This window comes from Parvibaculum sp. (genome assembly GCF_049672805.1).
Classification (GTDB): Bacteria; Pseudomonadota; Alphaproteobacteria; order Parvibaculales; family Parvibaculaceae; genus Parvibaculum.
On the sequence record NZ_JBATWS010000206.1, the window covers coordinates 1 to 11,443 of the forward strand.

The 11,443-nt window shown below is 60.6% G+C and carries 13 protein-coding genes and 1 pseudogene; 8 read left to right on the forward strand and 6 right to left on the reverse strand.

The window, feature by feature from the left end:
* On the forward strand, window positions 1–1,005 hold a 1,005-nt coding region (locus WBF74_RS06570), incomplete at its 5' end, for an alpha/beta hydrolase family protein (RefSeq protein WP_424437004.1).
* Between the two features lie 33 nt (window positions 1,006–1,038).
* On the opposite strand, the gene rho is transcribed toward WBF74_RS06570, so the two are convergent.
* The 4 genes from rho to hemE all read right to left on the reverse strand — a co-directional run bounded on the left by rho (window position 1,039) and on the right by hemE (window position 5,270).
* Window positions 1,039–2,304 carry a transcription termination factor Rho gene (rho, locus tag WBF74_RS06575; protein ID WP_424437007.1) on the reverse strand — a complete coding sequence of 422 codons (1,266 nt, stop codon included), beginning with the start codon at window positions 2,302–2,304 and terminating at the stop codon, window positions 1,039–1,041.
* Between the two features lie 355 nt (window positions 2,305–2,659).
* Window positions 2,660–3,106, reverse strand: a complete 447-nt coding sequence (gene hemJ, locus WBF74_RS06580) for a protoporphyrinogen oxidase HemJ (protein WP_424437010.1) — start codon at window positions 3,104–3,106, stop codon at window positions 2,660–2,662.
* Window positions 3,107–3,171: 65 nt separating this feature from the next.
* Complete coding sequence (hemH, locus tag WBF74_RS06585) at window positions 3,172–4,221, reverse strand: ferrochelatase (protein ID WP_424437013.1); 1,050 nt, start codon at window positions 4,219–4,221, stop codon at window positions 3,172–3,174.
* Window positions 4,218–5,270, reverse strand: coding sequence for a uroporphyrinogen decarboxylase (hemE, locus tag WBF74_RS06590; RefSeq protein ID WP_424437016.1), 1,053 nt, complete (start codon window positions 5,268–5,270; stop codon window positions 4,218–4,220). The genes hemH and hemE overlap by 4 nt, the downstream gene beginning before the upstream one ends.
* Before the next feature lie 545 nt (window positions 5,271–5,815).
* Between hemE and WBF74_RS06595 the strand changes: the two genes are divergently transcribed.
* The 6 genes from WBF74_RS06595 (at window position 5,816) to dnaQ (ending at window position 9,967) form a co-directional block, all read left to right on the forward strand.
* Window positions 5,816–6,646: a pyruvate, water dikinase regulatory protein gene (locus tag WBF74_RS06595; RefSeq protein ID WP_424437019.1), complete on the forward strand. Its 831-nt coding sequence runs from the start codon at window positions 5,816–5,818 to the stop codon at window positions 6,644–6,646.
* A gap of 10 nt (window positions 6,647–6,656) precedes the next feature.
* Window positions 6,657–7,271, forward strand: coding sequence for a Maf family nucleotide pyrophosphatase (locus WBF74_RS06600; RefSeq protein WP_424437022.1), 615 nt, complete (start codon window positions 6,657–6,659; stop codon window positions 7,269–7,271).
* Entirely contained in the window at window positions 7,268–8,110 is an 843-nt protein-coding gene (locus WBF74_RS06605; RefSeq protein WP_424437025.1) for a shikimate dehydrogenase, read from the forward strand. The genes WBF74_RS06600 and WBF74_RS06605 overlap by 4 nt, the downstream gene beginning before the upstream one ends.
* Window positions 8,111–8,121: 11 nt before the next feature.
* Window positions 8,122–8,754, forward strand: coding sequence for a dephospho-CoA kinase (gene coaE, locus WBF74_RS06610; protein WP_424437028.1), 633 nt, complete (start codon window positions 8,122–8,124; stop codon window positions 8,752–8,754).
* A gap of 19 nt (window positions 8,755–8,773) precedes the next feature.
* The gene (locus WBF74_RS06615) at window positions 8,774–9,202 is read left to right on the forward strand and encodes a VOC family protein (protein WP_424437031.1); all 429 of its coding nucleotides are present in this window, start codon (window positions 8,774–8,776) and stop codon (window positions 9,200–9,202) included.
* A gap of 75 nt (window positions 9,203–9,277) precedes the next feature.
* Window positions 9,278–9,967 (forward strand): DNA polymerase III subunit epsilon, encoded by a 690-nt coding sequence (dnaQ, locus tag WBF74_RS06620; protein WP_424437034.1) that lies wholly within the window; start codon window positions 9,278–9,280, stop codon window positions 9,965–9,967.
* A 36-nt stretch (window positions 9,968–10,003) separates the two neighbouring features.
* Here dnaQ and secB read toward each other — a convergent pair whose 3' ends face one another.
* Together secB and WBF74_RS06630 are read right to left on the reverse strand one after the other, a co-directional pair.
* A complete protein-coding gene (gene secB, locus WBF74_RS06625; RefSeq protein WP_424437037.1) occupies window positions 10,004–10,483 on the reverse strand; it encodes a protein-export chaperone SecB in 480 nt (159 codons plus the stop codon).
* An 89-nt stretch (window positions 10,484–10,572) separates the two neighbouring features.
* Window positions 10,573–11,085 carry an FxsA family protein gene (locus tag WBF74_RS06630; RefSeq protein WP_424437040.1) on the reverse strand — a complete coding sequence of 171 codons (513 nt, stop codon included), beginning with the start codon at window positions 11,083–11,085 and terminating at the stop codon, window positions 10,573–10,575.
* A gap of 247 nt (window positions 11,086–11,332) precedes the next feature.
* Between WBF74_RS06630 and WBF74_RS06635 the strand changes: the two are divergent.
* A pseudogene (locus WBF74_RS06635) lies at window positions 11,333–11,443 on the forward strand (Tim44/TimA family putative adaptor protein); the annotation flags it as partial.

Genomic DNA, 11,443 nt, shown 5'->3' on the forward strand with positions numbered 1-11,443 from the left:
ATGCAACTCTGCGTGGCCCGGATGGAAAGACCTCAGACCCTGAAATCGCTCGCACTGATCGCCGGATTTCTCATGGCGCTCGCTCAGCCTGCCTTTTCCTGGAACGAAAGCGAGGTGGAAATAAAGGGCGGCCTCGCCACACTTCACGGCACGATGACGCTGCCGGACGGCGATGCGCCGGTTGATATGGCGCTTATCCTGCCCGGCTCCGGCCCGACGGATCGCGATGGCAATTTCCCCGAAGGGCAGAATGACAGTCTGAAACTTCTCGCGCACGACCTCGCCGATGAAGGCATCGGCTCCCTGCGCATCGACAAGCGTGGCGTCGGCGCCAGCTATGCGGCAGCACCTGATGAAAACGATCTCCGCGCCGAAACCTTTGTCGAGGATGCACTCAACTGGCTCCGCTTTCTCGAAGAGCAGGACCGCACCTCGCGTCTCTTTCTGGTCGGCCACAGTGAAGGCGCGCTTGTCGCAACGCTAGCTGCCCTTGAGCATGATGTTTCAGGCCTCGTACTGATTGCAGGCACAGGCCGCCCCGCACCGGACCTCATCCGCGAGCAGGTAGAGGGAAGCGCCATGCCGCCCGAACTGAAAGCCCGCTCGGATGAACTGCTCGAAACGCTGAAACGCGGCGAGACAGACGAGAATGTTCCGCGGGAACTCGGACCGCTCTACCGGCCAGGCGTGCAGCCCTATCTCATCTCATGGTTCCGCCATGACCCGGCAAAAGAACTCGCCAGAGTGCAAGCGCCTGTCCTGCTTGTTCAGGGTACGAACGATCTTCAGATAAGGCCGACGGATACCACCCTGCTCTCGCAGGCGCGGCCAGACGCCACACTCATCACCATAGAGGCGATGAACCATGTGCTGAAACCCGCGCCCTCTACCCGCGCGGAAAATATCGCGCTCTATTCGCGGCCCGATATTCCACTCGCGCCGGGCCTTGTCAGGGCGATTGCAAGTTTCATTTCCGACATGACAAAAAAGCCCGCATCGGAGTGATGCGGGCTTTTCCGTCTCGGTATGATGCCGGGATCAGGTGTTCATCGAGTCGAAGAATTCGGCGTTGTTCTTCGTCTGCTTGAGCTTGTCGAGCAGGAACTCGATCGCATCCACCGTGCCCATCGGGTTGAGGATGCGGCGCAGCACATACATCTTGGAAAGCTGCGCGCGATCGACAAGCAGCTCTTCCTTGCGGGTGCCGGACTTCAGAATATCGATCGCGGGGAAGACGCGCTTGTCGGCAATCTTGCGATCGAGAATGATTTCCGAGTTACCCGTGCCCTTGAACTCTTCAAAAATGACTTCATCCATGCGCGAGCCGGTGTCGATAAGTGCGGTCGCGATGATGGTGAGCGAGCCGCCTTCCTCGATGTTGCGCGCCGCACCGAAGAAACGCTTCGGGCGCTGTAGCGCATTGGCATCGACACCGCCCGTCAGCACCTTGCCGGATGAAGGAACGACGGTGTTGTAAGCGCGGCCAAGGCGCGTGATCGAGTCGAGCAGGATCACCACATCGCGGCCATGTTCGACAAGCCGCTTCGCCTTTTCGATCACCATTTCGGCAACCTGAACGTGGCGCTGGGCGGGTTCGTCAAAGGTGGAGGAAATCACCTCGCCCTTCACCGAGCGCTGCATGTCCGTCACTTCTTCCGGGCGCTCATCGATCAGCAGAACGATGAGATAGCATTCCGGGTGATTGGTCGTGATGGAATGGGCGATGTTCTGGAGAAGAACCGTCTTGCCGGTGCGCGGCGGCGCAACGATCAGTCCGCGCTGGCCCTTGCCGAGCGGCGCCACAATGTCGATGACGCGCGAGGAACGATCCTTCAGCGTCGGATCATCAACTTCCATTTCCAGCTTGGAGTCCGGATAGAGCGGCGTGAGATTGTCGAAGTGAACCTTGTGGCGCGCCTTGTCCGGGCTTTCGAAATTGACCGTCGAGACTTTCAGCAGCGCGAAATAGCGTTCGCCATCCTTGGGGCTGCGGATCTCGCCTTCCACCGTATCGCCGGTGCGCAGCGAAAAGCGGCGGATCTGCGAGGGGGAGACATAAATGTCGTCGGGACCGGGCAGGTAATTCGCTTCCGGGGAGCGCAGAAAGCCGAAGCCGTCCGGCAGCACTTCCACCACGCCCTCGCCGATAATGTCCACGCCCTTCTCGGCATATTGTTTCAGGATCGCGAACATCATGTCCTGCGTCCGAAGCGTGGAGGCGTTCTCGACCTCAAGCTCCTCGGCGAGAGCAAGAAGCTCGGTCGGAGATTTTGCCTTGAGGTCCTGCAGCTTGATCTGCGTCATCGGCTTGGTCGGTCTTTCTCTGGGGTTTCCGTCCCGGCTGCCCTTTTTGAGGGTGCTTTACCGGCATTTCGAGCCTGATGGCGGGGAGGAAAACTTTTCTTGAAGGAAGGTGGGGCGTTTATTGAGCGAAATGATGATGTCTTAGGGAAATCGCTTCCGTCGCCGCATTGTCCGGGGCTCTGGCCCGGTATGGTTTTATGCGGGGGGTCTTCTGACCAGCGGGAGCCCCATTCGACAAGGAAGGACACTCGGGCGGGCCGGAAAAGAACGCAAGGAAGGCCGCCGGAAGAAACCCGGCGTCAAACCCATATAAAGCGGACGGGTTTCGATTTCAACGGAAATTGGTGCCCGCCCGTCAGAAGGGTTTCACGACCGCGAGCAGCACGATGAAGATGACAAGCGTGGGCGGCGCTTCATTCACGATCCGATAAAAGCGCGAATTTCTGCGGTTTTTGTCCGCCTCAAACGCCTTCTGCCAGGCCGAGAACATGCCGTGCAGCGCGCTCATGGCAAGGATCAGCACGAGTTTCACGTGCATCCAGTGATCGAGAAAGAGTCCCGGATTGATCGCGAGCATCAGCCCGCCAAAGAGGAAGGTTGCGCCCATGGCGGGGTTGATGATGCCCCTGAGCAGCCGCCGCTCCATGATCTTGAAGGTCTCGGACTTCTCCGAGCCGATCTCGCTTTCGGCGTGATAGACGAAAAGGCGCGGCAGATAGGCCATGCCCGCCATCCAGAAGATCACGGAAATGATGTGGAGCGCCTTGATCCAGAAATAATAATCCGCAAGAAAATCCATCATCCCCTCGGTCTTCGATCGTCTTCATTCCCTGTCATTGCTCTGCCGCGCGCACAATGACGTGCCTCTCAGCCGATCCGGGCAAACCCCGCCTCAAGCGTGCAGATATGGCCGGGCGCCTCTTCCGGGCAGACTATCCGCTCGCTCGCCCGAGCCGCCAACACAAGCCGCGCCAGCCCCTGGATGAATTGGGGTTCTGTCCCGACCGCCGGCACGCGGTAATAGGCAGGCACGCCACTTTCCCGCGCGAGATGGCCATATTCAATATCAAGCTCGACCAGCGTTTCCGAATGTTCGGAAACAAAGGCGACCGGCACCACGATGAGCGATTTGCCCTCCGCCCCGGCACGTTTTATCTCGCTGTCTGTCGCAGGCCCGATCCATTCAAGCGGCCCGACCCGGCTTTGATAACAGACGACCCAGTCGAGCCGGACGGCCGGAAGATCGGCCTCGAGCGCCGTAACAATCGCCGCACAGCTCTGCTCCACCTGCGCCTGATAGGGATCGCCCGCCTCGATGACCTTCTTCGGAAGCCCGTGCGCGGAAAAGAGCACGCGAAGCCCCTGAGGGCCACCTGCCTTTTCAAGCGCCTCGCGGAGAAGCGTCGCATAGGCTGAAACGAACCCTGCCTCTGCCGGATAGCAACAGACGGATTTCATCGGCACGGTGAGGCCGGTTTTCTCTGATGCCCGCTCCCAGTCGCGCAACGAGCTTTCCGTCGTCGTGGTGGAATATTGCGGATAGAGCGGGAGCAGCACGACCTCGTCCGCCCCCCAGGCCTTCACCGCTGCCGCCGCCTCATCAGCAAAGGGATGCCAGTAGCGCATGGCGATGAAACAGCGATAGTCGGACTCGCTGTCAGCTAAGGCTGCTTCCAGCGCGCGGGCCTGCTCCTCGGTGAGCGGCACAATGGGCGATCCGCCACCCAGTTTCTCGTAAATCTTCTTTGCTTCCGGCGCACGCCTGCGCGAGACGAGATTCGCTATCAGCCAGCGAAAGGGCTGCGGCACACGGATGATGGCCGGATCATGGAACAGGTTGAAGAGAAAGGGTTGAACCGCCTCGGGCCTGTCCGGCCCGCCCAGATTAAACAGGATGATGGCGACCTTTTTCTTCATGCACGCCAGTCTTTCACGAGGGAGACAAGCTCTCCCACATGATCGGGAGGGGTCTGGGGCACGATGCCATGACCGAGATTGAAGATGAACGGCCCGGCCCCGAGCGTTTCGAGGATATGGGTCGCTTGAGCCCGCATTTCATCCCCGCCCGCAACGAGGAGCAGCGGATCGAGATTGCCCTGCACACAGCCATGAACCTGCAGCTCATCGCGCGCCCAGAGCGGCGAGACGCCTGTGTCGAGGCTGAGCCCGTCCATGCCGGTTTCGCAGAAATAGCGCGCTGCAGAACCGCCTGCTCCGCGCGGGAAACCGAGCATCGGAACATGCGGAAAGCGCGCCTTCATCTCGCGGCGAATGGCCTGCGCAGGCTTCAGCGCGAACCGCTCGAAGGAGAGGGGCGGGAGCGATCCTGCCCATGTATCGAAAATCTGAAGCGCCTCGGCCCCTGCCTCCACTTGCGCGGAGAGATGCTCGATTGTCGCTTCGACCAGAAGATCAATCAGCTTCTGAAACCCGGCTGGGTCGCGATAGGCCCAGGCTTTCGCCGCGCCCTGATCCGCGCTGCCGCGCCCGCCCACCATATAGGTCGCAACCGTCCAGGGCGCGCCGGCAAAGCCGATCAGCGTTACCTCGCGGGGAAGGCTCGCCGACAGCCGCGACACCGTCTCATAGACGGGTGCGAGCTTCTGGCGGATGCCGGAAACGGGTCCGAGTGCTGCAAGCCCTGCTTCATTCGTGATCGCCTCCAGCACCGGGCCTTCGCCTTCCTTGAAGGCAACCTTCTGGCCGAGCGCATCAGGCACAACGAGAATGTCGGAAAAGAGGATCGCAGCATCAAAGCCGAAGCGGCGGATCGGCTGAAGCGTCACTTCCTCGGCCAGCGCCGGTGAATAGCAAAGATCGAGAAAGCTGCCCGCCTCTGCCCGCACCTTCCGGTATTCGGGAAGATAGCGGCCTGCCTGCCGCATGAACCAGACGGGAATGCCATCCGTTCGCTCACCTGCCAGTGCCTTGAGAAGCTTCTTCTCTGGAGCCTTTGTCCCGCTCAACCGTTTCTTTCCTACTTCATTAAAAGAATCTGAAAGGTAGTGGATAGATGTAGATGGCTGTGGATGTTGGGGATCGATTCCGGTTCCCGATTAATCCACAGGAGCGCCCGCGCGCGCTCTTCTACCAGCCTTCTATGCCACACCCTGTTGATGAATGCAGCCGGGCAATCGGACGCGGGCCCATAGCTTCTGATATTGCGGGGACTTGGCCGGTGGACAGGAAAATACCCTCAGCGGTGGAAAACGGGGAGAACTCGTCCCGCTCCCCTCACACAGTGCCAGTCATACCCGTTTTCCCTAAGCAACATCTCGAATTTTCCAGCGGACTCATGAAACAGGGGCCGGAATCCGAAAGGCGGGTATGGCCCGGTGCTACCGCGCCCGCACGCCCCGCTTCTCACCGTTAATCACATCTCTCCACAGGTTTTGCCTATATATCTGGAGGCAGTGTTATGCCCGTTGCGGAAAAAGAAGTTGGCCACCCGCCTTCGCTGTCGATAGGTTTGCCGCCCGCGGGTGCTCTTGTGACCCCGCCGGGGAGAGACATGACAAACAAGCGCGTATTCCATCTTCACCTCGTTTCCGACGCGACCGGCGAGACGCTGAACATGGTCGCGCGGGCGGCCTGTGCGCAATATGAGGATGTGCGGCCGATCGAGCATGTCTATGCACTGGTGCGCGGGCCGAAACAGCTCGAGCGCGTGCTGGGCGAGATCGAGAACGCGCCTGGTATCGTCATGTTCACCATGGTCAATGAGCAGTTGCGCGACAGGCTGCAACGGCGCTGCGCGGAGCTTCACACACCTTGCATCTCGGTGCTTGATCCGGCGGTGCTGGCGCTCGGCCAGTATCTCGGCAAGGAGTCGTCGCACAAGCCCGGCTCGCAGCACACCATGGATGCGGAATATTTCAGCCGCATCGAAGCGCTCAATTACACAATGGCGCATGATGACGGTCAGTCGGCGGGCGATCTTGATGAGGCGGATATCATTCTGCTCGGCGTCAGCCGCACCTCAAAGACGCCGACCTGCATCTATCTGGCGAACCGCGGCATCAAGGCCGCAAATATTCCGATCGTGCCAAATATCCCGCTTCCACCCGATCTCGAAACCGCAACGCGCCCGCTGATTGTCGGCCTGACGACAAGCCCTGATCGCCTTGTGCAAATTCGAAAGAACCGTCTTCTTTCGCTGCACGAGAATACCGACACGGATTATGTCGCGCCGGATGTGGTGGCGGATGAAATTGCCTTCGCGCGCCGCCTCTTTGCGCGCAAGGGCTGGCCGGTCATCGATGTGACGCGCCGCTCCATCGAGGAGACGGCAGCCGCCGTTCTCAATCTCTATAATGAGCGCCAGCGCGCCAGTATTCCGTGACGCATCACCCATGACGCAGAAAAGGCTCATTCTCGCTTCCGCCAGCGGCGTCCGTCGCAAGCTTCTCGCTGATGCCGGGCTTCATTTCGAGGCCGTGGATTCGCTCGTCGATGAAGATGCGGTGAAGGCAGGATTCGCCAACGGCGATAAAAGCCCCGAAGAAGCAACCGATGCGCTGGCACTCGCCCTTGCAGAAGCAAAGGCGCTTGCCGTTTCCGCTGCGAACGGCGATGCGCTCATCATCGGCGCGGACCAGATCCTTTCCTGCAAGGGCAGGCGCTATGATAAGCCGAAAGACATGGCGGAAGCGCGCAGGAACCTGACCGAATTTCGCGGCAGCCCGCATATTCTCCATTCGGGCCTCGTGCTTGCGCGGAGCGGCAAGGTGATCTGGCGCCACACGGCGCGCGCTACCCTCACCATGCGCGATTTCTCCGATGCGTTCCTTGATCACTATCTGGCCGAAGCGGGCGAGCGCGTGATGAAGAGCGTCGGTTGCTATCAGCTTGAAGGTCCTGGCGTGCAGCTCTTCGAAAAAATCGAGGGCGATTACTTCTCGATCCTCGGTCTTCCCATGCTGCCGCTGCTCTCTCAACTGCGCCGCGAAGGAGTGATCGGATCATGACACGCCGAGTCTGCGTCATGGGATGGCCGGTTGCCCATTCCCGCTCCCCCATGATCCATAATCACTGGATCGCGGAACATGCCATTCCCGATGCGCGCTATGAGCTGCTTGCGGTAAAGCCGGAAGATGCGGCGGAAACGATCCGCAATCTTCACCGGCTCGACTTTATCGGCGCGAATGTGACCGTGCCGCACAAGGAAACCGCCTTTGCGACACTTGAGAAGCATGACGCGATTGCCCGCCGCCTCAAGGCGGTCAACACCATCGTCACGCTGGAAGATGGCACGCTCGAAGGCCGCAACACGGATGGCTATGGCTTCATCGCCAATCTGAAACAGGGCGCGCCGGACTGGCGGGCAGCCGAAGGTCCCGCCGTCATGCTCGGCGCGGGCGGCGCGGCGCGCGCCATTGCGGCCGCACTTGAAGATGAAGGCGCACCCGAAATTCGCATTGTGAACCGCACGACAGAGCGCGCCGAAGCGCTCATCCGCGATCTCGGTCTTTCCAATGCAAAAGTCTTTGCCGACAGCGAGGCGCAGAAGGCGCTTGAAGGTGCGGCCCTTCTCGTCAACACGACGACGCTCGGCATGAAGGGCGAAAGCGATGTCACCCTTGATCTCGCAAGCCTGCCGCGCGATGCGGTGGTGACGGATATTGTTTACACGCCGCTCGAAACCGGGCTGCTTCGCCGCGCGCGGGAAGCCGGACATGAGACGGTGGACGGGCTTGGCATGTTGCTGCATCAGGCCGTGCCGGGCTTCGAGGCCTGGTTCGGTGTGCGCCCGCATGTAACGGCGGAACTGCGCAACATCGTGCTGGCCGATCTCGGTCTTAAATAAGGGGAGAGGACATGCTGCTTATCGGTCTCACCGGTTCCATCGGCATGGGGAAATCGGAAACGGCGAAAATGTTTCGCGATTTTGGTGTGCCCGTCTATGACGCCGATGCCGCTGTCCACAAGCTCTATGAAAAAGGCGGCAAGGCGGTCGAGCCGCTGCGCGCGGCCTTTCCTTCAGCCATTGTCGATGATGCGGTGGACCGCAAGGCGCTGTCGCGCTGCGTGCTGGGTCTTCCCGAAGAGATGAAGAAACTCGAAGCCATCGTTCATCCGCTGGTGGGTGAAGTGCAGATGGAATTTCTCACCGAGAATCTGAAAGCGGGTGCGCCGATGGTGGTGCTCGATATTCCGCTTCTCTACGAGACGGGCGGCGAAACCCGTGTCGATGTTGTGGTGGTTGTCTCCGCCCCTTACGATATTCAGAAGACGCGCGTGCTTGCGCGCCCGGATATGGACGAAGCGAAATTCGCCGCGATCCACGCCAAGCAGGTGCCTGATGAGGAAAAGCGCCGCCGCGCCGACTTCATCGTCGAAAGCGACAAGGGTCTAGATCATGCGCGCGCGCAGGTTGCGGCGATCATCGAGGCGCTGAAGGGTCGTCCCGGCAAGGTTCTGAAGGAGCGTCTTGCCGCCGGCTCCGCGTGAAGCAGAAAGCAGAAAGTCAATGGAACAACGCATCAGCTTCATCACGCTTGGCGTCGCAGATATTTCCCGCGCCCGCGCTTTCTACGAAACGCTTGGCTGGAAGGCATTGCCGCAAAGCAATGAAAGCGTGACCTTCTTTCAATGCGGCGGCATCGTCTTTGCGCTGTTCGGGCGGACCGATCTTGCTGAAGATGCGCGTGTTGCGCCTTATGGCGAAGGATTTTCCGGCGTCGCCCTCGCACATAATGTGCGGACGCGCGAGGAAGTGGATGCCGTGCTCGCCGAAGCGGAAGCTGCGGGCGGGCGCATTCTCAAGCCCGGCGAAGAAGCCTTCTGGGGCGGCTATACGGGCTATTTCTCCGACCCGGACAATCATGTCTGGGAAGTCGCGTGGAACCCGGGCGGTATGCTTGGCGAAGATGGCTCATTCCGCTTTCCGGAAAGATGAGCGAGACTCACTCAACCGCTCCGGGCAAGAGCGGCGGGTGAACGGGCAGTGACAGAAAGACAAGGGCGGGGCTTCATGCGCGAAATCGTGCTTGATACGGAAACCACGGGTCTGAGCCCGCATGAGGGCCACCGGCTGGTTGAAATCGGCTGTCTCGAACTTTTCAACCATGTCGCAACGGGCAAAGTCTATCACACCTATATCGACCCCGAGCGCGAGATGCCGGATGGTGCCTTTCAGGTGCATGGTCTTTCGACCGAGTTTCTGCGCGGCCAGCCGAAATTTGCCGAAGTGGTGGATGATTTCCTCGCCTTTATCGGTGACGACCCGCTCGTCATCCACAACGCTTCCTTCGATATGACCTTCATCAACTGGGAGCTGGAGAATGCAGGCCGCGCGCCCCTGCCCCGCTCCCGCGCGATAGACACGCTGGAAATTGCGCGGCAGAGATTCCCCGGCGCGCAGAACAATCTCGATGCGCTGTGCCGCCGCTTCGGTGTGGATAATTCAGGTCGCACCAAGCATGGCGCGTTGCTCGACAGCGAGCTTCTGGCGGAAGTCTATCTGGAGCTGATGGGCGGCAGGCAGCCGGGCCTTGTGCTTCATGCCGATTTCGCAAACGGGCCGGGCGCACGCCGCGTCGCGCGGGAGCCACGCCCGGTGCCCCTGCCTTCGCGCCTCACGGATGAGGAGCGCGAGGCGCATCAGGCATTCATCGCAAGCCTTGGCGGGGAACCGCTCTGGGCGCTTCCCGGCAAGGAATAAAGCGCAAGGAACAGAGGCAGGAACCGGGGACGCGCCTCAGTTCGGCTTGCCTGCTTCCGCGACCTGCTGCGCCATCTGTTCGCGGCGCTGATTATAGAGATGCACGAAATCGATCGGGTCGATCAGCAGCGGCGGGAAACCGCCATCGCGGGTCACATCGGCAAGGATACGCCGTGCGAAGGGGAATATCTGGCGCGGACATTCGACAACCAGCACCGCTTCGAGATCGGCCTCGGAGATATTGGTGAGGCGGAAGAGGCCTGCATATTCCGCTTCGACGATGAAGAGCGGCTTGTCCTTGACCACCGCTTCCGCGCCGATCTTGAGGGCAACTTCATAATCCGTATCGGCAAGGCGCTTCACGCCCACATCCACACGCAGATTGATGGAAGGCTGCTCATCTACCGGCCCGAGGCTGTTCGGCGCGTTCGGATTCTCAAAGGAGAGATCCTTCACATATTGCGTCAGCACCCGAAGCTGCGGGCCTGCAGCGCCACCATTTGCCTGATCCGACATCGAAACCCCGTCCCTTGGCCGTCACTATTGAGGCTGCTGGCTAGCACGGATAGGCCCGCCTCACAAGAAAGCTGGTGGAGAAGGGGCAGCTATTGCCGCCAGGGGGAATTGTCATTTGACGGAAGCCGGGGCCGGTCCCCGTCGTCATCCTCGTCCACTTCCTCCGCCTCGCCATCAATCACCGGGCCATGTCCGGCAGGCGGGCGGCGGGCTCCCATGCCTGCCCCGAAAAAGGTGAATTGCGCCTGACCTGCCGTGCGTCGCGCGACTTCACGCCCGAGAAACCGCCGCAGCGGCGGTACGAGGAGGAGAAGCGCCACCGCATCCGAGAAGAAGCCCGGCAGGATCAGCAACAGGGCTGCGGCAAAGAGGAGCAGCCCCTCGAACATTTCCGCAACCGGTGGCTCGCCGCGCCGGATCGCCTCTTCCATCCGTTTCCACGCAAGAAAGCCCTGCAGACGGAAAAGCAGCGCGCCGAGCAGCGCCGCGCCGAGAACCAGTGCAAGGGTCGGCCAGACGCCAATTTCCCCGCCCACTTCAATGAAAAGGGCAATTTCGATCACCGGCAGGACGATGAAGAAGAGAAAAAGAGCCAGACGCACGCGCGAAAAACCTTCTATCCGGGGTGAAGGGGCATGGGGAGCGGCGGTAAGCCCGCTCATCACCAACAGTTTACATAAGCGCGCCCCGACCGGGCTTGGCGCGCCCCTGCGGTCACGGTAGTAAAATCCCGCCTGATGTCCTACTTTAAATGAAAGACAGACAACAGGACCAAGGCAGGAACGCCACTCGCCTTTCCCGCGCCAGCTTGCGGCGGGGGTGGCGGAGTGCAACAGGTTTCTCGAGCGAATGGACGACGGCTTGACTCTACTCAACATCATTCTGCTCGCCGTCGCGGTTGGCGTGTTTCTGAAACTCAGAAGCGTGCTCGGCCGCCGGACCGGCCATGAGCGCCCGCCT

Bases quoted from the DNA above. Each gene is read 5' to 3' on its own strand.
- rho (WP_424437007.1), bottom strand. From the start codon at position 2,304: ATGACGCAGATCAAGCTGCAGGACCTCAAGGCAAAATCTCCGACCGAG.
- hemJ (WP_424437010.1), bottom strand. From the start codon at position 3,106: ATGATGGATTTTCTTGCGGATTATTATTTCTGGATCAAGGCGCTCCAC.
- hemH (WP_424437013.1), bottom strand. From the start codon at position 4,221: ATGAAGAAAAAGGTCGCCATCATCCTGTTTAATCTGGGCGGGCCGGAC.
- WBF74_RS06595 (WP_424437019.1), top strand. From the start codon at position 5,816: ATGACAAACAAGCGCGTATTCCATCTTCACCTCGTTTCCGACGCGACC.
- WBF74_RS06600 (WP_424437022.1), top strand. From the start codon at position 6,657: ATGACGCAGAAAAGGCTCATTCTCGCTTCCGCCAGCGGCGTCCGTCGC.
- WBF74_RS06605 (WP_424437025.1), top strand. From the start codon at position 7,268: ATGACACGCCGAGTCTGCGTCATGGGATGGCCGGTTGCCCATTCCCGC.
- coaE (WP_424437028.1), top strand. From the start codon at position 8,122: ATGCTGCTTATCGGTCTCACCGGTTCCATCGGCATGGGGAAATCGGAA.
- WBF74_RS06615 (WP_424437031.1), top strand. From the start codon at position 8,774: ATGGAACAACGCATCAGCTTCATCACGCTTGGCGTCGCAGATATTTCC.
- dnaQ (WP_424437034.1), top strand. From the start codon at position 9,278: ATGCGCGAAATCGTGCTTGATACGGAAACCACGGGTCTGAGCCCGCAT.
- secB (WP_424437037.1), bottom strand. From the start codon at position 10,483: ATGTCGGATCAGGCAAATGGTGGCGCTGCAGGCCCGCAGCTTCGGGTG.